Origin of the sequence: Thioclava sp. F34-6 (assembly GCF_002213235.1) — a bacterium.
GTDB lineage: Bacteria > Pseudomonadota > Alphaproteobacteria > Rhodobacterales > Rhodobacteraceae > Thioclava > Thioclava nitratireducens.
In genome coordinates, this window is record NZ_NBOA01000007.1 from 273929 (window position 1) to 298592 (window position 24664).

A 24664-nucleotide genomic window follows, 5' to 3' on the forward strand; every position below is an offset into this window, starting at 1 on the left:
ATGCTGCGCGCGCCCAAAGCCTTGCGATCGGTCCGCGTGCGCTTGCTGGTGATCGCGCTGCTGCCGATGCTTGTGCTCTTGCCGGTCTTGCTGGGCGGCACCATCTGGCGCTGGTCGGGCAAGGTGGACGCGATCCTGCTCAACAAGGTCACCGGCGACCTGACCATCGCGGATCAATATCTCGGGCGGCTGGTTGAGACCTCTGGTGAGCATATCGATGCCGTCGCGCGGTCTGTGGCGCTGCAAACCGCGCTCGAGAATGGCACGGCCGACGCCTTCCTGGAGGAGGAACGTGCGCGGCTCGGGCTCGATTTCCTGCATATCACGCGGGATACGACGTGGCCCGTCATAAAAGATGCGCTCGATGGGAAGTGGCAAAGCAAGATCGACGTGTTCGATGCAGATACCTTGGCAGCGATATCCCCCGATCTGGCTGCGCAAGCGGAAATTCCCTTGGTTCCCACCCGCGGCGCGGTGCCCACGGAGCGCACCGTCGAGACGCGCGGCATGGTCATTCATTCAGCCGCCCCGCTGACGCTTCCGGACGGGACGCGGGTGGCCTTGGCGGGGGGCGTCCTGCTGAACCGGAACCTCGGTTTCATCGATACGATCAACGCACTCGTCTACCGCGCCGAAAGCCTGCCCGAGGGCAGCCAAGGCACGGCGACGCTGTTTTTGGATGACGTGCGTATTTCCACTAATGTCCGCCTCTTTGAGAATGTGCGGGCGCTGGGAACGCGTGTCTCTGCCGCGGTTCGCGCACGGGTTCTGGGCGAAGGATACATCTGGCTGGATCGCGCCTTTGTCGTCAATGACTGGTATATCTCGGCCTATGAACCCGTTCTCGACAGTTTCGGCACACCGGTCGGGATGCTTTATGTCGGCTTTCTCGAAGCGCCGTTCAGCGCGGCCAAGCGCAATTCGGTCATCACGCTGAGCCTTGCGTTCCTGTTCATCGCACTGGCGTCGGTTCCAGTTTTCCTGCGATGGGCCCGGCGTATCTTTCGCCCGCTCGAAGGAATGACCCGCACCATCGACCGGGTGGAAAGCGGCGATCTGGGGGCACGCAACGCTCCGGTCGAAACGGATGGTGAGATCGCACAGGTCGCGCGACATTTCGATAGCCTGCTAGACCGGCTCCAACAACGCGACCGCGAGCTGCGACAATGGGGTGAGACGCTGGAGCACCGCGTGGAGGAGCGCACCCGCGAGTTGCACGAGGCCAACCAGCGGCTGGAGCGAACTACCGAACGTCTGATCATCTCCGAGAAACTGGCCGCCGTGGGCGAGATCACGGCTTCTGTCGCGCATGAAATCAACAATCCGGTCGCGGTGATCCAAGGCAATTTGGACCTTGCGCGCAGCAACCTTGGCGAGGACGGCCGCCGGGCCGAAGAAGAGTTCCGCCTGATCGACGACCAAGTCTACCGCATCGGTGTCATCGTCTCGAAGCTGCTGCATTTCGCGCGCCCCGAGGAGTATTCCGGCGCAGACAGGCTGGTGAACCTCTCGCAAGTAGCCCGTGATTGCCTCGTCTTGACCCGGCACCAGATTCAGGCGGCGGGCATCACGAGTGTGGTTGAGACCGAGAGCAAGTCGCAGGTACATATGTCGCGGACGGAATTGCAGCAGGTCATCGTCAACCTGATTCTGAACGCAGTCCAAGCCATGCCCGGCGGCGGGACACTTCGCGTGGCCACGGCCGAGGAAGCCGGCGAGGTCATTCTGAGCGTAGAGGATACCGGCACCGGCATCGACCCGTCGGTCCTGCCGCGCATCTTCGACCCGTTCTTCACCACCAAGCAGGCGCAGGGCACGGGACTGGGCCTGTCGATCAGCCAGCAACTCGTGAGTCGCGCCGGCGGACGGATTTCCGTGCGCTCGATGCCCGGAGGTGGCAGCCGGTTTGAAATCGTCCTGCCCGCCGCTGTTGCCGACTGATCCGGACACAATGACCAGATTTCGCGGACCCGCGTTGCGTGGGCTGGGACAAAATGTCCAACTTATTCGAAAGCGAGAGAGCGTGGCAGGACATTGTGTCCTCATAAGTAGCTGATAACAAATAATAATTTTCTTGACAACGCAAGGACTGAATTGCCTGCTTATGTCCGCGCATGCCGTTGCATGCCGCCGGAGCGGCTCGGGGAGGAGACCGGGGCGTTCTGTCAAGAACATGGGAGGAAACTACATGAGCAACGCTTCTGGCGGGGCGCTGGGCTTTCTGCACAAAAGCCACATCGTCGCCGAACCCGGTTTCAACCGCTGGCGGGTTCCGCCGGCATCCATCGCCATTCATCTGTGCATCGGCTCCGTCTACGCCTGGTCGGTGTTCAACCCGGCGCTGACCCGCGCGTTGGGCGTGGTCGCGCCCGCCGCCGAAGACTGGTCGCTGAGCTCGGTCGTCTGGATCTTCTCGGTCGCGATCGTGTTTCTGGGCCTCGCCGCGGCCTTCGCGGGCAAGTGGCTGGAAGACGTCGGGCCGCGCATGGTCGGCGTGGTGGCCGCGTTCCTTTGGGGCGGCGGTTTCATCATCGGCTCGTTCGGCATCGCCGCGCACCAGCTTTGGCTGATCTATCTGGGTTACGGCGTGCTGGGCGGTTGCGGGCTGGGGCTGGGCTATGTCTCGCCGGTGTCGACGCTGATCCGCTGGTTCCCCGACCGGCGGGGCATGGCGACGGGCATGGCGATCATGGGCTTCGGCGGCGGCGCGATGATCGCGGCTCCGGTTCAAGGCTGGCTGTTGGGCGTGTTCCAGAAAGCCCCCGACTTCCTCGGCGCGCGAGACGCTGTCGCGACCGTGGTCGAGAACGGTCGTGTCTTTGCCGAAACCGCCGCGGGCAAGGTCGAGGTCGTGGTGGCCAGTGCCGCGCAAGCAGCGGATTTCGGTGGTCAGGCGGGTGTCTATGTCGTGGGCACCGGCAATACGGGGGCGGCACAGACTTTCATGACGCTGGGCATCGTCTATTTCATCGTCATGATCCTGGCCTCGTTCCAGTATCGCGTGCCTGCCGAAGACTGGAAGCCCGCCGGATGGCAGCCCAAGCCCGTCGCCTCGGGCATGGTGTCTCAAAACAACGTCCATATCGATCAGTCGCTGAAAACGCCGCAGTTCTGGCAGATGTGGCTCATGCTGTGCTTCAACGTGACCGCCGGTATCGGCGTGATCGGCGTGGCCAAAACCATGATGTCGGAAATCTTCGGCACGGTGATGCCGTTGGTGGTCACGGCAGCGTTCGCCTCGACCTACGTGCTGATGATCTCGGTCTTCAATATGGTGGGGCGTTTCTTCTGGGCGTCGACCTCGGACTACATCGGGCGCAAGGCGACATACATGTGCTTCTTCGTCTTGGGCACGATCCTGTATCTGTCGATCCCCTATTTCGCCACAGCCGTGGCCACCAACCCGTCGATCGTCTACCTGATCGGCTTCTACGCCGCGACGATGATCATCTTCTCGATGTATGGCGGCGGGTTCGCGACGATCCCGGCATACCTCGCGGACATGTTCGGAACCATGCATGTGGGCGGCATCCACGGGCGGCTGCTGACGGCGTGGTCCACCGCGGGCGTGCTGGGGCCACTGGCCATCACCTCGCTGCGGCAGATGTCGGTGACGAACGCGATCCAGGATCTGGCCGCCAAGGTCGATCCGGCGGCCTTTGCCGAGAAATTCGGCGCCCCGTTGACGCAATTGGATCAGCTGGCCGCGGCCAAGACCGTGACTATCGCCAAGCTGATGGAAATCGCGCCCGCCGGCACGATTGACCCGACCCCGTCGCTCTACAACACCACCATGTATTGCATGGCGGCGCTGTTGGTCGTGGCGTTCTTTGCCAACCTGATGATGAAGCCCGTCAAGGAACACCACCACCACGACGAACCGGAACTGCAAGCCGTTCCGGGTGAATGATGAAATCGGGCCGGGGCGTGCGTTGCGCGCCCCGGCCTTCTATGAGAGCGCCGCAGGAAAGACCGCCGATGCTGGACAAGCTGGAAATGTTCATCGCGCTGGCCAAAGAGGGGCATTTCGGGCGTGCGGCCGAGCGGATGAATATCGCGCAACCGACGCTGTCCGCCGGGATCAAGCAGCTGGAAGCGCAGCTGGGCGTGCAGCTGGTGCATCGTGGCTCGCGGTTTGGCGGGCTGACACCTGAAGGCCAGACCGCCTTGTTCTGGGCGAAGCGCATCGTCGATGATGCGCGGCAATTGCAAGACGAGATGCGGAACAGTCGGCACGGCTTGACTGGCGAGGTGCGGCTGGCGGTGATCCCCACAGCGCAGACCTGGGCCGGGCGGCTTTGCACCACCTTCGCCAAGCGTCATCCGGGCGTGCGCTTCACCATCCTGTCGCGCAACTCGCGCGAGATCCTGCAAATGCTCGACGATTTCGAGGCCGATGCCGGGATTTCCTACTTGGAAAACGAGCCTCTCGGCCGGGTCGATACTGCAGAACTCTATGACGAAAGCTATATACTCGTCTGTGCCCGCAATTCTCCATTTGCGGATAAGCCCAAGATGTCGTGGTCCGACCTGAAAGGGCAGACGCTGGCACTGCTGACACCTGACATGCAGAACCGGCGGATCATCAATCGGCTCTTTGCCGAAAGCGGCGTGACCCCGGCGACCTGTATCGAGGCGAATTCCATCATCGCGCTGGTCGCGAGCGTGGCGTCGGGCCACTGCATGACCGTGCTGCCCCAGGACGTGGCCGAGTTCGTCGCGGGCGGCAAGGACGTCGCACTGGTGCCGCTCGAAGGCGCGTCGCGGCCACAGAAGGTCGCGCTGATCCTGCCGCAGCGTGACCCGCGAACCCCCGTTCTGTCGGCGCTTCTAGCCGAAGCCCGGCGCCTGCCCGCCGCTTGATCCAAAATCCCTATCGCCCCACGGAACGCCGTTATTGATCAGCGCTCCCCACCGTGTGCCAACGTATGCCAAATTGGAGGACGACAGCCATGGCCCAGCCTGCCACCGTTATCGACGGCGACGAGATCGCTCGGATCGTCGACGCCCACCGCGCCCTCGAAGGGCCGCTTCTGCCGATGCTGCATGCTTTGCAGGAGGCGTTCGGGTATATCCCCACGCAGGCTCACGGGTCGATCTGTGATGCCCTGAACGTCACCCGCGCCGAATTGCATGGCGTGATTACTTTTTACCATGACTTCCGCGAAAAGCCCGCCGGGCGTCATGTTCTGAAAATCTGTCGCGCCGAGGCCTGCCGGTCGGTTGGCGGCGCGGCGGTGGCCGATGCGCTGCTGGCCAAGCTGGGGCTCGAATGGCACGACACCACCGCCAATGGCGCGGTGACGATCGAGCCGGTTTATTGCCTTGGGATGTGTGCCTGTGCGCCCGCCGCGATGGTGGATGACCGGGTGGTGGGGCGCGTCGATGCCGCGAAACTGGACAAGCTGCTGGCGGAGATGGACGCATGAAAATTTACGTTCCGATGGACAGCGCGGCCAAGGCACTGGGGGCCGAGGAAGTGGTTTCCGCCCTGCGCGCTGCGGCCCCCGAGGCACAGATCGTGCGGACCGGCTCACGCGGGATGATCTGGCTGGAACCGCTGGTCGAGGTCGAAGTGGATGGCGTGCGCCACGGTTTTGGTCCTGCCGAGCCGTCCGATGTGGCGGGTATTCTGGATGGTAGCAGCGCCAAGGCGCTTGGCCCGGTCGAAAACCTTGACTGGATGAAGCGCCAGACCCGCCTCACCTTTGCCCGTGTCGGCGTGATCGATCCGCTGTCGCTGGCCGATTATCGGGCGCATGGTGGCCTTGCCGGGCTGCGCCGCGCGCTGGCGATGACCGGGCAGGAGATCGTTGACGAAGTCAAGACGTCCGGCCTGCGCGGAAGGGGTGGCGCTGGCTTCCCGACCGGCATCAAGTGGCAGACCGTGCACGATGCTGACGCGCCGCAGAAATACATCGTCTGCAACGCCGACGAAGGCGACAGCGCGACCTTTGCCGACCGCATGCTGATGGAAGGCGACCCCTTTACCCTGATCGAGGGCATGACCATCGCCGGGATCGGCGTCGGTGCCACCAAGGGCTACGTCTACCTGCGCTCGGAATATCCTGACGCGATTGCCGTGATGACCCGTGCGGTGGAGGTCGCCCGGGCCGAGGGGCTGCTGGGCCCTGACGTTCTGGGCTCTGGCCGCGCCTTCGACATGGAAATCCGCAAAGGCGCGGGCGCCTATGTCTGCGGCGAGGAAACGTCATTGCTCAACTCGCTCGAAGGTAAGCGCGGCGTGGTCCGTGCCAAGCCGCCGCTGCCCGCGCTCGAGGGGTTCCTTGGACGCCCGACCGTGGTTAACAACGTCATCAGCCTCGCTACGGTGCCGGTAATCTTCGAAAAGGGCGCGCAGGCTTACGCCGATTTCGGCCTTGGCCGGTCGCGTGGGACCGTGACGCTGCAGATCGCAGGCAACGTGGCGCGCGGTGGGCTGTTCGAAACCGCCTTTGGCATCAGCCTCGGAGAGGTGGTCAACGATCTCGGGGGCGGCACTCTGTCGGGCCGTCCGGTCAAGGCGGTGCAGGTTGGCGGGCCGCTGGGGGCCTACATGCCGCTCAGCAAGTTCGACACACTGCTGGGCTACGAGGAGTTCGACGCGGCGGGCGGGTTGATCGGCCATGCGGGCCTGACCGTCTTTGACGACACCACCGACATGCTGGGCATGGCGCGCTTCGCGATGGAGTTCTGCGCCATCGAAAGCTGTGGCAAATGCACCCCCTGCCGGATCGGCGCGGTGCGCGGTGTCGAAACCATCGACCGCATCGCACAGGGCGACGCCGACGCGCTGCCGCTGCTGGCCGACCTGTGCGAGACGATGAAGGACGGTTCGCTCTGCGCGCTGGGAGGCTTTACGCCGTTTCCGGTCATGTCCGCCGTCACCCATTTCCCCGACGATTTCGCTCGCCTGAAGGAGGCCGCCGAATGAAGGATTTCATCATTCCAGTCGACCGCGACATGGGCACACCCGCCAGGAAGGGCAAGCCGGTCACCCTGACCATCGACGGGTTCGAGGTCACGGTGCCCGAGGGCACGTCGGTGCTGCGCGCCGCTGCCGAAATCGGCATCCAAATCCCCAAACTCTGTGCTTCGGACAATCTTGAGGCGTTCGGATCCTGCCGCCTTTGCGCTGTGGAAATCGAAGGCCGCCGGGGCACCCCGGCGTCCTGCACGACGCCGGTCGCGCCGGGCATGGTGGTGGACACCAACTCGACCAAGGTGCGCAAGATCCGCAAGGGTGTGATGGAGCTTTATATCTCCGACCATCCGCTGGACTGCCTGACCTGCTCGGCCAATGGCGACTGCGAGTTGCAGGACATGGCGGGCGCTGTCGGGCTGCGCGACGTGCGCTACAAGGCGCCGGAAAACGGCGGCTTGGCCAATCACTTCTCCGCCCGCAACACCAGCGGCGAGGCCAATCCCGAATGGCTGCCCAAGGACGACTCCAACCCCTATTTCAGCTACGATCCGTCCAAGTGCATCGTCTGCAGCCGCTGCGTCCGCGCCTGCGAAGAGGTGCAGGGCACCTTTGCTCTGACCATCGCGGGGCGCGGGTTTGACAGCCGCGTGTCGGCGGGTGGCGCCGGCGATGACTTCCTGTCGTCGGATTGCGTGTCCTGCGGAGCCTGCGTGCAGGCCTGCCCGACCGCGACCTTGCAGGAAAAATCCATCATCGAGATGGGCACGCCGGATCGGTCCGTCGTGACCACCTGCGCCTATTGCGGCGTGGGCTGCTCGTTCAAGGCGGAAATGCAGGGCGACGATCTCGTTCGGATGGTCCCCTACAAGCACGGCAAGGCCAATCGCGGGCACAGCTGCGTCAAAGGCCGCTTTGCCTATGGCTATGCCAACCACCGCGACCGCATCCTCAACCCGATGATCCGCGACACCATCGACGAGCCGTGGCGCGAAGTCAGCTGGGACGAGGCGCTGACCTTTGCCGCGAACCGCCTGCGCGCGTTGCAGGACACCTATGGCAAGAAGTCCATCGGAGTGATCACCTCCAGCCGCTGCACCAACGAGGAAACCTTCCTCGTGCAGAAACTGACCCGCGCGGTGTTTGGCAACAACAACACCGACACCTGCGCCCGCGTCTGCCATTCGCCGACCGGCTACGGGCTGGGCCAGACCTTTGGCACCAGCGCTGGCACACAGGATTTCGACAGCGTCGAGCAAACCGATGTGGTGATCGTCATCGGCGCGAACCCGACCGATGGCCATCCGGTCTTCGCCAGCCGCCTGAAAAAGCGCCTGCGCGCCGGGGCCAAGCTGATCGTGATCGACCCACGCCGCATCGACCTTGTGAAATCGGCGCATATCGAGGCCTCTCATCATCTGGCCCTGACGCCGGGCACCAACGTCGCCGTCGTCACCGCCCTGGCACACGTGATCGTCACCGAAGGCCTGATGGACGAGGCGTTCATCCGCGAACGGTGTGACTGGGACGAATTCCAGGTCTATGCCGAGTTCGTCTCGGAGGCCCGACACAGCCCCGAGGCGACCCAGCTTCTGACCGGCGTTCCCGCCGAGGAACTGCGTGCTGCGGCCCGCACCTTTGCCCGTGGCGGCAACGGCGCGATCTATTACGGGCTGGGCGTGACCGAGCATTCGCAGGGCTCGACCACCGTTATGGGGATTGCCAACCTCGCAATGCTGACCGGCAATATCGGCCGTCCCGGTGTGGGCGTGAATCCGCTGCGCGGGCAGAACAACGTGCAGGGCTCGTGCGACATGGGGTCCTTCCCGCACGAGCTGCCGGGCTATCGCCACGTGAAACTGCCCGAGGTGCGCGAGATTTTCGAAACCACCTGGGGCGTTCAGATCGACCCGGAGCCCGGCCTGCGCATCCCCAACATGCTGGATGCGGCAGTCGAGGGCAGCTTCAAGGGGCTCTATTGTCAGGGCGAGGACATCCTGCAATCCGACCCCGACACCAAACATGTGGCGGCCGGGTTGGCGGCTATGGACTGCGTTATCGTGCATGACCTCTTCCTGAACGAGACGGCGAATTACGCCCATGTCTTCCTGCCGGGATCGACCTTCCTCGAGAAGGACGGAACCTTCACCAACGCCGAACGCCGCATCAATCGCGTGCGTCGGGTCATGGCACCCAAGAATGGCTACGCTGACTGGGAAGTCACGCAACTCTTGGCGAATGCCATGGGGGCAGGGTGGTCTTATACCCATCCCAGCCAGATCATGGACGAGATCGCTGCGACGACGCCCTCTTTTGCGGGTGTGGACTACGCCCTTCTGGAGGAAAAGGGCTCCATCCAATGGCCCTGCAACGAAGACCACCCGGAGGGCACACCGTTGATGCATGTCGACGGCTTCGTGCGGGGTAAGGGGCGTTTCATCGTCACCGAATACGTGGCCACAGACGAGAAGACCGGCCCACGCTTCCCGCTGCTGCTGACCACCGGGCGCATCCTGTCGCAATACAATGTGGGGGCCCAGACCCGGCGCACCGACAACGTGGTGTGGCATGACGGCGACGTGCTGGAGATCCACCCGCATGATGCCGAGAACCGTGGCCTGAACGATGGTGACTGGGTAAAGCTGGCCTCGCGGTCGGGCGAGACGACGTTGAAGGCAAAGGTGACTGATCGCGTCAGCCCTGGCGTTGTCTACACCACCTTCCACCACCCCGATACGCAGGCCAACGTCATCACCACCGACTATTCCGACTGGGCCACCAACTGCCCGGAATACAAGGTAACGGCGGTGCAGGTCTCGCCCTCGAACGGGCCGACGGACTGGCAGGAGGATTACGCGGCACAGGCCGAACGCTCGCGCCGCATCCTGCCCGCGGCGGAATGAGTATGTGGACGCATGCCGGGGCGCCGGGCCGGGCGCCCGCGCAAAGTGGCGCTGATCCAGGCGGGCCACGGCGCGGTTGCAATCAGCTCCCAGCTCTCTGTCGAGCGGGCTGGGATCACACTTGCCGCGTTCACCCGCGGCCGGTGGCTGGCCTTTATTCCCATCCAAATCGTATCAATGAAGAGGCTGCAAATGTCGCCTGACAAGATGATCCGCATGGCGAACCAGATCGCCACCTTCTTCAAGACCCAGCCGGGCGACGATGCCCCCGCCAAAGTTGCCGCGCACATCACCGACTTCTGGGAGCCGCGCATGCGCGCGCAGTTGCGGGACTATGCAGCCGCCAGCGGAGAGGGGCTGGACGACATCGTCTTGAAAGCGGTTCCACTGGTCTGAAAGGTCATGAATGGCGTCTTCGTCGAAAGCCGGCCTGCACCGGCTCGGCGGACGCCGGAAACACCTTTGATTTGGCTCCGTCCGAGAGGGTCAGACCGGAGTGAAGGCTCCATGGAAGCGTGATGCCAGCCGAAGCGAGGCTTTAATCGGTCGTAAGTGGCGCTCTCAAATGCGACTGCCGCGCAACGAAAGGACAGGCCATGCGCTCGACGGGCGGAAGCAGGGTCGATTTCGCCCGCAGCTGCCGGGCGCACCATCGTCCCATCTCGCCATGCGGAAGAAGCACCGTCGAGAGCGCGGGCGAGAGGTGCTGCGCAATCTCCTGGTCGTCGTAGCCGACCACGGCGATATCCGCTCCGACGCGCACGCCGTGTTCCTTCAGCGCTTCGTAACACCCGAGCGCGGTCAGGTCGTTGGCGCAGAAAATCGCCTCGGGGGGCGCATCGAGGGAGAGCAGCTCGCGGGTTTCGCGGTAGCCGCCGCTCGGCATGAAATTCCCCTGTCGGATCAACTCAGGTTCAGGCTCCAGACCGCTTTCGCGCATCGCGCGGATGAAACCCTCCTGACGCTGCTCGGACGCCTCCATCCAGGCTTCACCCGCGATGAAGGCGATCCGTCGATAGCCCTCGCCGATCAGGGCCATGGTCGCGGCGTGGCCGCCGCGCCGCTCCGCAGGCACCACCGCGCGGAACAGGCCTTCCTTGTCATGGCAATTGAGCAGCACAGCGCGATGCTTGCGAAGCGCGAGATGTGGTGACACCTCGCGCGTCAGGATCGAGGCATAGACCACCCCGTCGATCCCGTCGCGTTGCCATTTCTGCAGGACCTGCTGCTCGTAGCCCGGATCGCCACCGGTCATTGCGATCTCGACAAGCGCGCCGTCGGACCAGGCCTGCTCCTGGAACGCCTCGATGGAGATGGACGCGAAGGGGCTCGTCGCGATTTCGTCGATCATGAAGCCGTAAGTCGTCGGGCGGCTGCGCGACGGCGGGCGCCCGGCAGAACGGTATCGGTAATCCAATGTCTCGGCGGCCTTGAGAACCCGATCCCGAGTCTCCTTGCCGATCCGCATGTCTTCCTGCCCGTTCAGCACGAACGATACCGTCGATTGCGATACCCCGGCTGCGAGAGCCACGTCTTTCATCGTCACTTTCGCTTTTTTTTGCTTTTTCTTTTCAGGCTCTTGCATCGGGGAAATCCAGGGTCCGAGGAAAATTTGTTGACAGGCGACGGTCTCTATCTGACATTGCTAATATTATTAGCACAAGGGCTAATGCGAGCTTTGGGAGGAGGCGCATGGCACGGCAAACGATCGGGAAACGCAAAAGGACGCTCTCGCAGCAGCAGGCGGCATGGGCGCTTCTGGCCCCATTTCTCGCCACCTATTGCGCCTTTCTCGTCTACCCTTTCTTCAAAGGCGTCTGGATCAGCCTGCATGACTGGAACCTCCTCGCGGTGGCGATGAACCCCGCGGCGGCGAAATGGGTCGGGCTGCACAATTACGTTCACATGCTGTGGGGACGAAACATCACCTGGGGGCCGGTCTCGCACCCCCTCATTCAGCTTCTCGCGCTTGCCGTTCTGGCCGGTGTGTTTGGACTTCACCGGGCGGGTCGTTTGAGTGGCCGCAGCGCGATCCCGATCGCGATCGCGGCGCTACTCATCTTTCTCCTCCTCGGCTTCACGCCCGGTGAAGGCGGTCGCTGGTTCGATCGCAGGTTCTGGCCGACCGTTGGCAACACGGTGCTGTTCGTGGCGCTCGCAGCCCCCGGCACCACGATTGCGGCGCTTCTGCTGGCGGCAGCGCTCAATCGCGAGACCCGGATGATGGCCGTGTTCCGCACCTTGTTCTTCCTGAGCCAGGTTCTCTCGGTGACGGTCGTAACCCTGATCTGGCAGATCATGTTCTCACCTACGCAGGGGCTGATCGACAACGTGATCCAGGTATTCGGCGGGTCTCCGGTCAGCTGGCTCACGGATCCGCATTTCGCGATGCTGGCGATCGTGGTCACGACGATCTGGTGGTCGCTCGGCATCGCCATGATCCTGTTCCTCGCCGGGATGCAGGACATCAACCGCGAAATCTACGAGGCGGCGGCCCTCGACAATGCGCGAGGATGGAAATCGTTCTGGTTCATCACCCTGCCGAACCTCAAACGGACCATCACGCTCGTCGTCGTCTTGCAGATCATCCTGCATTTCCAGGTCTTCGGGCAGTCGCACCTGATGACGCAGGGCGGCCCGGATGACCGCACGCAGGTGCTGGTGCGCTACATCTACCAGTCGGCTTTCCGCGACAGCGAGATCGGGCGCGCCTCGGCCATGGCGGTCTTTCTCTTCGCGATCATGAGCGTCTTCGCCGTGATCCAGTTCCTCATCGGTCGGGAGAAAAGCGAATGACGTCGAAACGTAGCTATTACTGGCTTTGCATAGCGCTCGCCGTTCCCGCCTTTATCTGGCTCGTGCCGACGCTCTGGATGGTATCGCTCTCGTTCCAGCCGAACGAGGTTCTGGCGCGAACCACCGCTTCGACCTGGCTGGGGATGCTTCCGATCCCCTTCACGTGGGACAATTACGCGAAGCTCTTTTCCTTCGGGGATACGCCGCGTTGGTTTCTCAATTCGATCGTCGTGGCGGGGGGCATGACCTTCGCGGTGCTCGCCGTCTCGACGACTGCAGGTTATGCGCTCGCACGGCTCCAATTTCGGTTCAAGACGGCCATCACCATCTTCATCCTGCTCGGTCTGATGGTGCCGGAACAGGCGATCTTCATTCCGCTCTATACGATGTTTGCCAATTTCGGTTGGCACAACAGCTATGGCGCGCTGATCCTGCCGCGGGTGGCAGTGCCCATCGGCGTCTTTCTGATGATGCAGTTCTTCAAGGCCGCGCCGAAGGATATCGAGGATGCTGCGCGCATCGACGGGGTAGGGCCGTTCCAAATCTTCTGGTTCGTGATGCTGCCCCTCGCGCGGCCCGCGATGATGACGCTCGCGATCCTGACGTTTCTCTACGCGTGGAACGACTATCTCTGGCCGCTGGTTTCGGCGAGCCACAAGGAGATGTTCACCATCACGCTGGGCCTTGCGAGCCTGCAATCGAACTTCGCGCAATCGGAAGGGCTGGGCCGCGTGATGGCCTCGGGTGTGATCGCCTCGCTTCCGGTCGTCGTCCTTTTCCTGATCTTCCAGCGCTACGTCGTGCAAGCGATGACCGTAGGCGGAAGCAAGGGATAACCGGGGCGCGCTTGCCCCATTCAAACGGGAGGAAATCATGAAACATCTTGCTCTGGGCCTGGCGCTTGCGGCGGGGCTGGCAAGCCCGGCTGCGGCCGAGCCCGTCACCGTCAATCTCGCGCGGTTCTTCGGCGCCTGCGAGGATGCGGGAACCGACACGCATACCAGCGTCGGCGAAGCCTGCATCATCCAGTCGATCATCAATGCGGCGAGCCAGGAAATTCCCGATGTGACGGTGAAGACCCTGCCGACCGATTGGGGAAATTACTACGACCACGTGAAGGCGATGTTCGCGGCGGGCGATCCGCCCGATATCTTCGTCATTCACCGCTCCTCGATCCCCGAATTCGCCTCGCTGGGCGCTCTGGCCGATATCGGGCCGGACCTCGAAGCCGCGGGCATCGACACGTCCGACTGGACCGAGGGGGCGAAAAAGGCCGTGACATATGACGGCAAGATCGTCGCCGTGCCGATGGATTTCCACGCCAATCTCTGGCACGTGAACATGGACATCATGAAGAAGGCGGGCCTCGTGAAGGACGGCAAGCCGATCCTTCCCCACAGCCCCGAGGAACTGCTCGCCCAAGCCAGGAAGGTGAAGGAAGCGACCGGCAAGGACTATCTCGCCGCCGATTTCTCGCAATTCCCGATCGGTGTGCGGCTGGTCCTGTCTCTGATCTGGCAGCAGGGCTCGAACATTTTCGACGGCGATACTGCGACGATCGATACGCCCGAGGCCCTCAACGCGGTCAAGGCGATCACCCAGCTCTTCGATGGCGGCTATGCCAACCCCAAGCTGAACTATGCCGACAGCCAGCAGGAATTCCTCAATGGCAATGCGGCGGTGCTGGTCAACGGCACTTGGGTGGTCAACGAATATACGAAGCAGGCGGAGAACCCCGATACCGGGCTGAAGGACTACTACGTCTCCGATTTCCCGCAGCTCTTCGACCAGCCCGCCACCTGGGCTGACAACCACACCTGGGCGATCCCCTCGACGCTGAAGGATCGGAACCCCGAGAAATACAAGGCCGCGCTGAAGGTCGCAGCCTTCATCTACAATCACGACGCGGATTGGGCGCGCACGGGCCACATGGCGGTGCGTAAGTCGGTGCTCGAGAGTAAGGCCTATCGCGATCTGCCGCACCGTGCCGAATACGTGGGCACCGAGAAGATCGCGCGCGATACGCCGGCGTCGCCGGAATACAGCAAGATTCAGGACGCGCTGAACCGCAACCTGCAATCGATCTGGCTGACCGGAAAGGACCCGAAGAAGGCCCTCGCCGAAGCGCAGAACGAGGTGCAGGACATCCTCGACCAGTAACCGGCTGCGTTCGCAGTCACCCCCGGAGGCGTCCGACCGGCACGCCTCCGGACCTCCCAGCCCCATGAGGATATGATGAAAGACGACAGGCTTGAGCAGGCAGACCGGTGGAGCGTTGAACGCGCCTGGGCATGGCGCCGCGAGATCGGATGGCTTTGTGGCTTCAACTACCTGCCGAGCGTCGCGGTCAACTTCGTCGAGTTCTGGCGCGGCGCGGATTTCGCCCCCGAGGTCATCGAACGCGAACTGGGCTGGGCGCGCGAGATCGGGTTCAACGTCGTGCGCGTCAACCTGCCCTTCGTCGTCTGGCAGGCCGAGGGGACCGGGCTGCTCGACCGGGTGGACCGCTTTCTGGCCATCGCGGCTTCGCACGGTCTTGGCGTCATCCTCTGCCCGTTCGACGATTGCGAATTCTCTGGCGAGCCGGCCACGCCCGGGCCACAGCCCGACCCCGTGCCCGCCGTCCATAACAGTCGCGCCGTGGGTAGCCCCGGCAGAGCGATCGTCGAGGATCCGTCCCGTCGGCCCGAGCTGGAAACCTATCTGCGCGCGATCGTCATGCGGTTCCGCGCAGATTCCCGCGTCATCTTGTGGGATCTCTATAACGAGCCGGGAAACCGGATGATTTTTCGCTCCGGTCGCTATGAGAGCTACCCAGAAAGGCTTGAGGAAGCGAGCCTGTCGCTGATGCGTGATTGCTTCGCCTGGGCGCGGGAGTGCGCCCCGAGCCAGCCGCTTACCGTGGCCGCGTGGTCGGTGCCTGGAGAGGGCACATCCTACGCGACGGAGATTGACCGAACCGCGCTCGCGCTCTCCGATGTCGTGACCTTCCACGCCTATGTGCCGCGCGCGAGAATGGAGGCGACGATCGCGGCGCTCAGCGCGCTGAAGCGGCCCTTGATCTGCACTGAATGGATGGCACGCAGCCTCGACAGCACGATCGCCGAGCAGATCCCGCTGTTTCGCGAAACCGGCGTCGGAGCGCTGCAATGGGGCTTCGTGCGCGGGCGCAGTCAAACCTGGCTGCCTTGGCCCGACGGTGTGTCAGGCGCGACCAAGATCGGCGAGGACGGCGCTTGGTTCCACGACCTCGTGGACCAGACTGGACAGCCCTACTCGCCTGCGGAAATTCTGGAAATCAACGCCGCCACCCGATCAGGGTAATGTCAGAGGTGCCCGGGTGGCGGCAGGGGGTGATAGCAGGCGACCCTCTGATCGGCGCCCATTTCGGTCAGGGGCGGGGGAGCGCCGAGGCATTGCTCGCTCGCATAAGGACAGCGTTTTGCGAAGGCGCAGCCCTTCGGCGGATTGAGCGGGTTCGGCAGTTCCGCTTGGCCCTGCTCCGGGTCCGATAACGCGCGACCGACTACGGGCGCACTTTCCGCCAGCAGCTTCGTGTAGGGGTGGCGCGGATGGGCGAAAATCTCCTCGGCCCTGCCTTCCTCGACCACCGAGCCAAAATAGAGAACCGCGATCCGGTCGCTGACCGCCTCGACCACTGCCAGATCGTGGCTGATGAACAGGTAGGTCAGTCCGAATTCGCGTTTCAGATCGGCCAGCAGGTTCAGCACCTGCGCCTGCACCGAGACATCGAGCGCGGAGACGGGTTCATCGAGGATCAGGATACGGGCCTGCGCTGCAAGCGCGCGTGCGATGCCGATGCGCTGCGCCTGACCGCCGGAGAATTCATGCGGATACCGATCGAGGAAATCGGCGCGCAGGTTCACGCTGTCGAAAATCTCGAGAATACGTTTCTCGCGCGCGGCGCGGTCCATTCCGTGCAACAGCTTCAGCGGCGCATCCATGATCTGCCGGATCGTCTTGCGCGGGTTGAGGCTGCTGATTGGGTCCTGAAATACATATTGGATGCGCTTGCCGAATTCGGCCGGGTCCGCGTTGTCGAGGGCCGAGCCCTCGATTTCGATCGTGCCGGTGGTCGGCGGCAGGAGGCCCACCAACATCCGCGCCAGCGTGGACTTGCCGCAGCCGGACTCGCCCACGATGCCGAGCGTCTCGCCAGTCTGCACGCTCAGCGTCATCGGGTGGACCGCTTTCACGGCTCCTTTCGTGCCGCCGAACAGCTTCTTGCCGACGGGGAAGGTCTTCGACAGGTCCGTGATCTGCAGGGCGATGCTCATGCGGTCTCCTCCGCGAAACTGGGCTCGGGATAGAGGCAGCGCACGGTGCGCGATCCGGTCCCCTCGAGCGGTATCTCGCCTTCTTTGCAGGCTGGTTGCGCCTTCAGACAGCGATCCGCAAAGGCACAGCCTGCCGGCAGATTGTCAACCGAAGGCGGCAGGCCAGGGATCGCCTCGAGCTTGCGTTTGCCCTCGCCCAGTTCAGGCACGCAGGCGATCAGGCGCGACGTGTAGGGGTGGGCGGGCGCGCGCAGGATCTCCATCGTCGGTCCTTCCTCGACGATCCGGCCCGCATACATCACCGCCACGCGGTCGCACAGCTGGGCCACCACGCCGAAATCATGAGTAATGAAGATGATCGCGAGCCCGCGTTCCCGCCGCAGATCGTCGAGCAGCGAAAGGATCTGCGCCTGCACCGTCACGTCGAGCGCGGTGGTGGGCTCGTCCGCGATGATCACGTCCGGGTCGTTGGCCAGCGCCATCGCGATGCCGACGCGCTGACGCATGCCGCCCGACATCTCATGCGGGTAGCTGTCCACGCGGCTCTCCGCATTGGGGATGCGCACGGATTTCAGGAGTTCGATCGCCTTTTCGCGCCCTTCGGATTTCGAGATCGGGTGATGGCACGAGATCGCTTCCACCAGTTGATCGCCAACTTTGTAGAGCGGGTGGAGCGTCGCCAGCGGGTCCTGGAAGATATAGGCGACGCGGCGACCGCGTAGACTTCGCAGATCGCCATAGCGCGCGCCGATCATGTCGCGGCCTTCAAGGCGTGCAGCGCCCCCGGTGATGACGCCGGGCGGTGACGCCACGAGCCCCATGATCGACAGTGCCGTCACCGATTTCCCCGAGCCGCTCTCGCCGATCACCCCGAGACATTCGCCAGGTTTGACCGAAAGCGAGACGCCCGAGACAGCCTTGTAGATGCGGTCCTTCACGTGGAACTGGGTGTGCAGGTCCTCAAGGCTCAGGATGCCGTCGGTCGGCTGTTCGGGCGCAGGACGGTCCTTGCGTTCAACGCGGGTCGCGGCCATCGGACGGCTCAGCGCGCCCGATTTCAGCCGCGGGTCGAGCGCGTCGCGCACGCCGTCGCCCAGCAGGTTGATGCTCATCACGATGATCAGGATCATGAGGCCGGGAATGACCGAGGTATGCGGGTTGGTAATCAGTGCCGAGCGCGCCTCGCCCAGCATGCTCCCGAGATCGGCCTGCGGCGGCTGCGAGCCGAGGCCGAGGAAGCTCAGGCCGGCGGTCTCGAGGATCATCCAGCCGATCGTTGTGGACATCGCGATCACGATGACGGGCACCACGTTGGGCAGAATCTCCGAGGTGATGATGCGCGCATTGGACATGCCCGCGAGCTTCGCCGCATCGACGAATTCCTTATGTGCGAGGCCCACGGTGATGCCGCGGATGTTGCGCGCAAAGAAGGGGATATTGACCACCGCCACCGCGATCAACGCATTCACGAGGCCGGGGCCGAGAGCGGCCACGATCGCCAGCGCCAGCAGGATATACGGGAACGCCATCAGCATATCGACGGCGCGCATGATGATGTTGTCGGTCCGCCCGCCATAGAAGCCCGCGATGATGCCGACCGCAGCGCCCGCGACGGCCGCGAAAAGCGCGGCGGCAAAGCCCACGGCCAGCGACAGCCGCGTGCCCCAGAGAAGCCGAGAGAGCAGATCGCGCCCCAATGCATCCGTGCCCAGAAACGCGCCCTCGGAAAACGGCGGCAGGAAGCGGTTCGCGGTGTTCGTCGCATCCGGATCGGCGAGCGGCAGCAGCGGCGTGATCAGCGCCATCAGAACCACCAGTCCCATCACGATCAGCCCCCCCAGCGCCAGACGGTTGCGCGCGAGAAGTTTGAAGAACGCGCTCATGTCTTGATCCTCGGGTCGAGAAGGCTCTGGGCGACATCGACGATGATGTTGAAAATGACATAGCAGCTGGCGACGAAGACGACGCCGCCTTGGACGAGCAGGATGTCACGCTGCAAGATCGCATCGACCAGCATCCGCCCAATGCCGGGCCACTGGAAGACGATCTCGATATAGACCGCGCCCGACAGCACGAAGCCCGCCTGAATGCCCAGCACCGGAATGATCGAGACCATCGCCGCACGGAGCGCATGGCCCCAGATCACGCGGCCCTCTTTCACACCCTTGGCGCGCGCGGTGCGGATGAAATCCTGCCGCAGCACCTCCAGCATGGCCGAGCGCGACAGCCGCGCCACCACGCCGGTCGCCACTACCGCAAGTGCCAGCGCGGGCATCGTGAGATGATGGATCAGGTCGGGCAGGTCGCCGCCGCCATAGATCGCATACATCCCCGAGACCGGCAGCCATTGCAGGTCCACCGCGAAGATCAGGATCATCATCATTCCGAGGAAGAAGGACGGGATCGAGATGCCCAGAAGCACCACGAAGGTGATTGCCTTGTCTGCGAACCCATACTGACGCGCGGCCGAAATTACGCCTGCGAGAATGCCGAAAACCGTGCATAGAACGAAGGAGGTGCCCGCAAGGATCAGCGTGTTGTTGAACCGCTCCAGCACCTCGTCGATGACGGGACGGTTGAGCGAGAAGCTCTGCCCGAAATCGCCGTGAAGCATGTTCCCCAGCCAGATGAAATAGCGCGCCACCAAGGGCTGATCGAGGCCCAGATCGCGGTTCAGCCGCGCCACGTTCTCGGGGGTGGCATAGCTTCCAAGGATCGCGGTGGCCGGGTCGCCCGGGATCATCGCCATGATCAGGAAAACGATCACCGTGATCCCGAGGATCACCGGCACCGCCAGCAAGAGCCGTTTGAGGATATAGCTGCCCATTGGTCTCCCTTTGGGTGACGCGCAAAGGATGGAAAAAGGGGTGCGCGGGCCTGTCGTGGCCCGCGCACCCCGGAAAGATCAGGCCTTCTTCACGTCCTTGAGGAGCAGGAAGAACGAGGGCTGCAGCGTGAAGTCCGACACTTTGTCGTTGGTCACCGCGTTCTGCTTCCAGTTCGCTACGAAGACCCAAGGCGCGTCGTCATGCACGATCTGCTGCATCTTCTTGTAGAGCTCGGCGCGCTTGGACTGATCGGTCGCGGTGCGCGCCTCTTCGAGCAGCTTGTCGACCTCGGGGTTCGAGTAATAGCCCGAGTTGAACCCTCCCTTGTCGGGCCAGGCATCGGTGCGCAGCGCAAGATAGGGCAGGGTGTCGGGGTCGTTCGTCATCCATGCCATCTCGGCCATGTCGACATGTTGCCCGTTCGAGTCGAGCCCCGGGTTCACCTTGCCTAGGAAGGTGTTCCACTCGAAGGTCTCGATCTTTGCGTTCAGCCCAACCGCTTTCAGGTCGGCCTGGATCGCGGTGCCCATCGCCACCGGGTCGAGCATCCCCGAGCCGCCATCGGTGACGTAGAAGGTCACTTCCGTGCCCTCGGCCACGCCAGCCTCTTTCAGAAGCGCCTTGGCTTTCTCCGGATCGTAGGGATAGGGGTCGAGGCTGTCGTCATGCGCCCAGGCGAAGGCGGCGGGCGTCGGGCCGTTGGCGACCGTCGCCGTGCCTTCGAGCACGTCGTTGACGATCGCTTCCTTGTTGATCGCGTAGTTCGCGGCCTGACGGGCCTTCTTGTCCTTGAATGGCCCCTTGGCGCAATCGAGGATCAGGAACCACAGATGCGGCCCCGCCTGCTCGACAAGGTGATACTTGTCGTTCTGGAACTCCTTGAGCGCCACGGGCGGCACCTCGACCATCAGGTCGATCCCGCCCGCCAGCATCTCGGCCACGCGGGTATTGGCATCCGTGATCGGGCGGAAGATGACCGCCTTGAGCGAGGTGGGCGTGTCCCAGTAGTCGGGGTTGCCCTCGACCACGACGGCCTCGTTGGGGCGCCATTCCTTGAAGGTGAAGGGTCCGGTGCCGACCGGGTTGCGGCCGAAATCCTTGTCGAATTTCTTCACCGCCGTCGGCGAGACGATCAGCCCCGTCGGATAGGCGAGGTTCGACAGGAAGGGCGCATAGGGCTCTTTCAGCGTGAACACCACGGTTTGGGGGTCTTTCGCGTCGATCGTGTCCACGCTCGAGAAGAAGAAAGCGAGCGGGAAGGGGCCGGTGTGGTAATAGGGGTGGTTCTCGTCGAGCATCCGCTCGAAGTTGAACTTCACCGCCTCGGCGTCGAAATCCGAGCCGTCATGGAATTTCACGCCCTGACGCAGATGGAACGTGTAGGTCTTGCCATCGTCGGAGATGTCCCAGCTCTCGGCGAGGGCCGGTTCGACTTCGAGCGTGCCGGATTTGTAGCGCACCAGCCCGTCATAGAGATTCATCAGGATGCGGAAGTCGTTCACAGCGGTGACCGCCGCCGGATCGAGCGCCTTGGGTTCCGCGATCTGGCCTACGACCAGAACGCCTGGCGGGGTCGCCGCCATCGAGGGCAGACCGGTTCCCATCAGGACGCCCGTCGCCACGCCCGAGATCAGAAGACCGCGCCGCGTAAGGGTGAGTTTCGTCATGTTACCTCTCCTGTTCAGCATGGCTGATTTTTATTGGTGATGATTGCATGAGGGCAAATTATCATGATAAATGCAAGAGCGCAGATCAATGGAGTTCCGCCGTGACGGTATCAATTCTGGCATATGACGAAAAAACAGGCACCTTTGGCGGGGCGGCCATGACGGGCAGCCTGTGCGTCGGCGGCTGGGTGCTGCGCGGCGGGGCCGAATCGGGATTGTCGGCAAGCCAAGGTACCGCGCCATCGACACTCTGGGGCGAGGATGTGCTGGAGAAGATGAAGACAGGGATGTCCGCCGGCGACGCCGTGGCCCAGGTGACGGACCCGGATACCGGACGCGCCCACCGCCAACTGGCCGCGATCGATCTGCACGGGAACACGGGCCATTTTACCGGGGAAATGTCCGTTCCGATCTGTGGCGCGCTGGAAGGGCGGGGCGTGGTGGTCTCGGGCAATATGCTCGCCGATTGGTCGGTAATCGCCGCGGTGCGCGATACCTACCTGTCAACGAAGGGCGCGATGCCCGACCGGCTGATGGCGGCCCTCGTCGCGGGCGCGCGGGCAGGGGGCGACAGTCGCGGCTTGCTCTCGGCAGCGTTGCTGGTTGCCTCGCGTGCAGTCACGCCGCTGACGCTGCGCATCGACCGCTCCGCCAAACCGCTCGAAGATCTGGCCGACCTGCTCGCCGCCGCCCGGGCCGAGCCCTATCACGGCTGGACGCGTGTCGTGCCGACCCTCGACGACCCTTATCGTGCCCCCGATCTGGTTGAGCCCGAACCCCTCCCGCTGCCCGAGACCGGGACGGAATAGGTCGGAACTTGGCGCGGGGCGACCGGCCCCAAGCCGCGCCCAACCCTCCCCCCGGAAGGGCGCATTGGCGGCCTCGGCGCAGGCATCAACGCATTTAGGGTTTGCGAAAAAAGTCACTAAGCGACACGCGTTACAAAGCGGCCACCCGAGGCTCGGGCGCGGCGCTCGGCGCTCGGCGCGAAAACCCGCGTCACTCGGCGATGAACCGTTTCATCACCTCCGCCTCCTGCGCCTCCATGAAGCGCTGGGCGGTGGCCATGTGATCGGCCATGATCTTGCGGGCGTCCTCGGCGCGGCCCTCGCGCAGGGCGCCGATCAGGGCGATCTGGTGGTTGCGCCCGCTCTCCCAAAGCTCGCGATTGGGCGGGGCGTATAGCTTTTTGTAGACCGTCAGGTCCGACAGGATCTGCGCCATGAAGCGGATCAGGAAGGACAGGAGCGGATTGTCTGAATGCCGCGCCAGCGCTGCGTGGAACTGCAGAGATTGCACATGCTGCTCGCGTTCTTCCTCGGGCGTGGATGCAGGGACGGCGTAGCGCGCGACCAGCGCTTCCAGCTCGGCCAGATCGTCGGGGGACAGCCTGCCGGCAAGACTCGCCGCCACCTCGGGCTCCAGCGCACGGCGGATCTGGTAGATATCCGCGACGGTGAGATCCTTGAAATAGAAGTAGTTGCCGAGAAGCGCTCTGGCGCGTTCTTCGCTGACTTCCCCCACGAAGGAACCGCCGCCCGGCCCGGTGCGCGTGGTCACCAGTCCCTGGGCCTCCAGCAGTCGCATCGCTTCGCGGATCGTGCCCTTGGCCATGCCGAACCGTTCGATCATCTCCGTCTCGCCAGGCAGGCGATCTCCCTTCTTCAGGCGCTGCGCGACAACCCAGTCCTTGATCTGATCGGCGACGCGGGCGGGGCGAGAGCGTCTCGGTTCGGTGGCGGGCTTGCGGGGCATCGGATCTCTGTTGGGGAAACACACTGGCGTTTCTCCTAGACCAATTCACATCAAAAGAGTAGACAACTATTTATCATGATAAATAGAGGTGGTGCCATGCAGGATTGGGGTGCAGTAGCGCAAGAGCGGCTGGAGACGATCGCGAAAGTTTCCGAGCCCGGTCCCGGCGTGACCCGGCTGCCTTTCGGTCCCGAGCACGAGGCGGCGCTGGAGATCATCACGGATTGGATGCAGAAAGCGCGCTGCAAGGTCACGCTCGATGCGGCGGGCACGCTGATCGGGCGGAGGGAAGGGCCTGAGGGGGCACCCACGCTGCTGATCGGCTCTCATCAGGACAGCGTGCGTGCCGGTGGTGCGTTCGACGGGATCATGGGGGTGGCGCTGGGATGCCTGGCGCTCGAGGCGATTGGCGATCGCGCTCTGCCGTTTTCCGTGGAAGTGCTGGCCTTCGCTGATGAGGAAGGCGTGCGTTTCCCGACCGCGCTGATCGGACCGCGCGCCTTGGCCGGCACGCTCGACCCGTCCGTTTTCGCGATGGTGGACAAGACGGGCGTAAGCCTCGGCGCAGCGCTCGAGGCTTTTGGCGGAGACCCGGAGGGCACTGCGGCGCTGGCGCGCGATCCGGTCAGTGTCGCGGGCTATGTGGAGTTGCATATCGAACAGGGCCCGGTGCTTGAGGGCGAAGACAAGCCGCTCGGCGTCGTCACCGCGATTTCCGGGATCGAGCGGCATCGTGTCACGATCACCGGCGAGGCGGGACATGCGGGCACCGTGCCGATGGAGATGCGCCACGACGCGCTGCTGGCAGCCTCGGATCTGGTGCGCGGCGTGCACGATATGGCGCGCGATCACGGTATCCGGGCGACGGTCGGGCAGCTCGATGTCTCGCCCAACGTGGTCAACGCGATTCCCGCGCGGGTCGATCTGACCATCGAGATCCGCGCCGCCGAAGACCCGGCCCGTGCCGCAATGGGCGCGGCGCTTGGCCCGCTCTGCGCGCAGATCGCGAAGGCGACGGCGACGCAGATCGAGATCGAGAAGACCTATGCGCAGCCCGCCCAAGCCTGCGATGCAGCGCTGCGAGAGGGGCTCGCCGCAGCTGTGCGCAACGTGACCGGAGAGGCCGCGCCGGAGCTGCCCTCGGGGGCCACGCATGACGCTTCCGCCATGGCCGATCTCTGCCCGATCGCGATGCTGTTTTTGCGCTGCAAGGGCGGGATCAGCCATAACCCGGCCGAATATGCGAGCGCCGGCGATATGGGGCAGGCGGTCTCCGCGCTCGCCGCTTTCCTGTCCGATTTTCGTCTCAAGGCCTGAAACGGAGTCCCGAACCACGCTAACTGCGTCGGATGAAAAGCTTTCGCGACAAGAGGCGCAGCCAATCTCCCTGCAAACACCAATATCGAACCGATCCGTCCGTCAACAGACCAGCGCAATCCGGCCCGCCCCCGGCCTTGCCCCTTTTCCCCGCTCGAGGAGGCGGGTATTGCTGGCG

Annotated in this window: 19 protein-coding genes; 13 read left to right on the forward strand and 6 right to left on the reverse strand. The window is 63.8% G+C overall.

What is annotated here, in order from left to right; translation table 11 throughout:
- The 7 genes from B6V72_RS16315 to B6V72_RS19535 all read left to right on the forward strand — a co-directional run bounded on the left by B6V72_RS16315 (position 1) and on the right by B6V72_RS19535 (position 10221).
- Positions 1 to 1941, forward strand: coding sequence for an ATP-binding protein (locus B6V72_RS16315; protein WP_088736014.1), 1941 nt, complete (start codon positions 1 to 3; stop codon positions 1939 to 1941).
- A 247-nt stretch (positions 1942 to 2188) separates the two neighbouring features.
- Positions 2189 to 3910, forward strand: a complete 1722-nt coding sequence (locus tag B6V72_RS16320) for an OFA family MFS transporter (protein WP_075777247.1) — start codon at positions 2189 to 2191, stop codon at positions 3908 to 3910.
- Between the two features lie 68 nt (positions 3911 to 3978).
- Entirely contained in the window at positions 3979 to 4863 is an 885-nt protein-coding gene (locus B6V72_RS16325) for a LysR family transcriptional regulator (protein WP_088736015.1), read from the forward strand.
- A gap of 89 nt (positions 4864 to 4952) precedes the next feature.
- A complete protein-coding gene (locus tag B6V72_RS16330; RefSeq protein ID WP_088736016.1) occupies positions 4953 to 5429 on the forward strand; it encodes a formate dehydrogenase subunit gamma in 477 nt (158 codons plus the stop codon).
- Complete coding sequence (locus tag B6V72_RS16335) at positions 5426 to 6934, forward strand: formate dehydrogenase beta subunit (RefSeq protein ID WP_088736017.1); 1509 nt, start codon at positions 5426 to 5428, stop codon at positions 6932 to 6934. Before B6V72_RS16330 ends, B6V72_RS16335 begins: the two co-directional genes overlap by 4 nt.
- Entirely contained in the window at positions 6931 to 9825 is a 2895-nt protein-coding gene (gene fdhF, locus B6V72_RS16340; RefSeq protein ID WP_088736018.1) for a formate dehydrogenase subunit alpha, read from the forward strand. Before B6V72_RS16335 ends, fdhF begins: the two co-directional genes overlap by 4 nt.
- A 45-nt stretch (positions 9826 to 9870) precedes the next feature.
- Positions 9871 to 10221: a formate dehydrogenase subunit delta gene (locus B6V72_RS19535; protein ID WP_346394480.1), complete on the forward strand. Its 351-nt coding sequence runs from the start codon at positions 9871 to 9873 to the stop codon at positions 10219 to 10221.
- Positions 10222 to 10363: 142 nt separating this feature from the next.
- On the opposite strand, the gene B6V72_RS16350 is transcribed toward B6V72_RS19535, so the two are convergent.
- The gene (locus B6V72_RS16350) at positions 10364 to 11365 is read right to left on the reverse strand and encodes a LacI family DNA-binding transcriptional regulator (RefSeq protein WP_168173064.1); all 1002 of its coding nucleotides are present in this window, start codon (positions 11363 to 11365) and stop codon (positions 10364 to 10366) included.
- A gap of 152 nt (positions 11366 to 11517) precedes the next feature.
- Here B6V72_RS16350 and B6V72_RS16355 point away from each other — a divergent pair, with 152 nt between their 5' ends.
- The 4 genes from B6V72_RS16355 (at position 11518) to B6V72_RS16370 (ending at position 15945) form a co-directional block, all read left to right on the forward strand.
- Entirely contained in the window at positions 11518 to 12621 is a 1104-nt protein-coding gene (locus tag B6V72_RS16355; protein WP_088736020.1) for a sugar ABC transporter permease, read from the forward strand.
- Entirely contained in the window at positions 12618 to 13457 is an 840-nt protein-coding gene (locus B6V72_RS16360; RefSeq protein WP_088736021.1) for a carbohydrate ABC transporter permease, read from the forward strand. The genes B6V72_RS16355 and B6V72_RS16360 overlap by 4 nt, the downstream gene beginning before the upstream one ends.
- A 37-nt stretch (positions 13458 to 13494) precedes the next feature.
- Complete coding sequence (locus B6V72_RS16365; protein WP_088736022.1) at positions 13495 to 14781, forward strand: extracellular solute-binding protein; 1287 nt, start codon at positions 13495 to 13497, stop codon at positions 14779 to 14781.
- 75 nt (positions 14782 to 14856) lie between these two features.
- Entirely contained in the window at positions 14857 to 15945 is a 1089-nt protein-coding gene (locus B6V72_RS16370; protein ID WP_088736023.1) for a cellulase family glycosylhydrolase, read from the forward strand.
- Between the two features lie 2 nt (positions 15946 to 15947).
- On the opposite strand, the gene B6V72_RS16375 is transcribed toward B6V72_RS16370, so the two are convergent.
- The 4 genes from B6V72_RS16375 to B6V72_RS16390 form a co-directional block, all read right to left on the reverse strand.
- The gene (locus B6V72_RS16375; RefSeq protein ID WP_088736024.1) at positions 15948 to 16919 is read right to left on the reverse strand and encodes an oligopeptide/dipeptide ABC transporter ATP-binding protein; all 972 of its coding nucleotides are present in this window, start codon (positions 16917 to 16919) and stop codon (positions 15948 to 15950) included.
- Positions 16916 to 18802, reverse strand: coding sequence for a dipeptide/oligopeptide/nickel ABC transporter permease/ATP-binding protein (locus tag B6V72_RS16380; RefSeq protein ID WP_088736025.1), 1887 nt, complete (start codon positions 18800 to 18802; stop codon positions 16916 to 16918). The genes B6V72_RS16375 and B6V72_RS16380 overlap by 4 nt, the downstream gene beginning before the upstream one ends.
- Positions 18799 to 19746, reverse strand: coding sequence for an ABC transporter permease (locus B6V72_RS16385; protein ID WP_075777258.1), 948 nt, complete (start codon positions 19744 to 19746; stop codon positions 18799 to 18801). The genes B6V72_RS16380 and B6V72_RS16385 overlap by 4 nt, the downstream gene beginning before the upstream one ends.
- Positions 19747 to 19824: 78 nt before the next feature.
- On the reverse strand, positions 19825 to 21414 hold the full coding sequence (locus B6V72_RS16390) for an ABC transporter substrate-binding protein (protein WP_088736026.1): 1590 nt from the start codon (positions 21412 to 21414) through the stop codon (positions 19825 to 19827).
- A 47-nt stretch (positions 21415 to 21461) separates the two neighbouring features.
- On the opposite strand from B6V72_RS16390, the gene B6V72_RS16395 reads away from it, so the two are divergent.
- The gene (locus B6V72_RS16395; RefSeq protein WP_276206177.1) at positions 21462 to 22223 is read left to right on the forward strand and encodes a DUF1028 domain-containing protein; all 762 of its coding nucleotides are present in this window, start codon (positions 21462 to 21464) and stop codon (positions 22221 to 22223) included.
- Between the two features lie 190 nt (positions 22224 to 22413).
- Here B6V72_RS16395 and B6V72_RS16400 read toward each other — a convergent pair whose 3' ends face one another.
- Positions 22414 to 23169 carry an FCD domain-containing protein gene (locus B6V72_RS16400; RefSeq protein WP_088736028.1) on the reverse strand — a complete coding sequence of 252 codons (756 nt, stop codon included), beginning with the start codon at positions 23167 to 23169 and terminating at the stop codon, positions 22414 to 22416.
- Positions 23170 to 23265: 96 nt separating this feature from the next.
- Here B6V72_RS16400 and B6V72_RS16405 point away from each other — a divergent pair, with 96 nt between their 5' ends.
- On the forward strand, positions 23266 to 24486 hold the full coding sequence (locus B6V72_RS16405) for a M20 family metallo-hydrolase (RefSeq protein WP_088736029.1): 1221 nt from the start codon (positions 23266 to 23268) through the stop codon (positions 24484 to 24486).
- Positions 24487 to 24664: the final 178 nt, after the last annotated feature.

What these genes read in the sequence shown, in the direction of transcription:
- B6V72_RS16315 (WP_088736014.1), top strand. Translation starts at nt 1, where the DNA reads ATGCTGCGCGCGCCCAAAGCCTTGCGATCGGTCCGCGTGCGCTTGCTG.
- B6V72_RS16320 (WP_075777247.1), top strand. Translation starts at nt 2,189, where the DNA reads ATGAGCAACGCTTCTGGCGGGGCGCTGGGCTTTCTGCACAAAAGCCAC.
- B6V72_RS16325 (WP_088736015.1), top strand. Translation starts at nt 3,979, where the DNA reads ATGCTGGACAAGCTGGAAATGTTCATCGCGCTGGCCAAAGAGGGGCAT.
- B6V72_RS16330 (WP_088736016.1), top strand. Translation starts at nt 4,953, where the DNA reads ATGGCCCAGCCTGCCACCGTTATCGACGGCGACGAGATCGCTCGGATC.
- B6V72_RS16335 (WP_088736017.1), top strand. Translation starts at nt 5,426, where the DNA reads ATGAAAATTTACGTTCCGATGGACAGCGCGGCCAAGGCACTGGGGGCC.
- fdhF (WP_088736018.1), top strand. Translation starts at nt 6,931, where the DNA reads ATGAAGGATTTCATCATTCCAGTCGACCGCGACATGGGCACACCCGCC.
- B6V72_RS16350 (WP_168173064.1), bottom strand. Translation starts at nt 11,365, where the DNA reads ATGAAAGACGTGGCTCTCGCAGCCGGGGTATCGCAATCGACGGTATCG.
- B6V72_RS16355 (WP_088736020.1), top strand. Translation starts at nt 11,518, where the DNA reads ATGGCACGGCAAACGATCGGGAAACGCAAAAGGACGCTCTCGCAGCAG.
- B6V72_RS16360 (WP_088736021.1), top strand. Translation starts at nt 12,618, where the DNA reads ATGACGTCGAAACGTAGCTATTACTGGCTTTGCATAGCGCTCGCCGTT.
- B6V72_RS16365 (WP_088736022.1), top strand. Translation starts at nt 13,495, where the DNA reads ATGAAACATCTTGCTCTGGGCCTGGCGCTTGCGGCGGGGCTGGCAAGC.
- B6V72_RS16370 (WP_088736023.1), top strand. Translation starts at nt 14,857, where the DNA reads ATGAAAGACGACAGGCTTGAGCAGGCAGACCGGTGGAGCGTTGAACGC.
- B6V72_RS16375 (WP_088736024.1), bottom strand. Translation starts at nt 16,919, where the DNA reads ATGAGCATCGCCCTGCAGATCACGGACCTGTCGAAGACCTTCCCCGTC.
- B6V72_RS16380 (WP_088736025.1), bottom strand. Translation starts at nt 18,802, where the DNA reads ATGAGCGCGTTCTTCAAACTTCTCGCGCGCAACCGTCTGGCGCTGGGG.
- B6V72_RS16385 (WP_075777258.1), bottom strand. Translation starts at nt 19,746, where the DNA reads ATGGGCAGCTATATCCTCAAACGGCTCTTGCTGGCGGTGCCGGTGATC.
- B6V72_RS16390 (WP_088736026.1), bottom strand. Translation starts at nt 21,414, where the DNA reads ATGACGAAACTCACCCTTACGCGGCGCGGTCTTCTGATCTCGGGCGTG.
- B6V72_RS16395 (WP_276206177.1), top strand. Translation starts at nt 21,462, where the DNA reads ATGAGGGCAAATTATCATGATAAATGCAAGAGCGCAGATCAATGGAGT.
- B6V72_RS16400 (WP_088736028.1), bottom strand. Translation starts at nt 23,169, where the DNA reads ATGCCCCGCAAGCCCGCCACCGAACCGAGACGCTCTCGCCCCGCCCGC.
- B6V72_RS16405 (WP_088736029.1), top strand. Translation starts at nt 23,266, where the DNA reads ATGCAGGATTGGGGTGCAGTAGCGCAAGAGCGGCTGGAGACGATCGCG.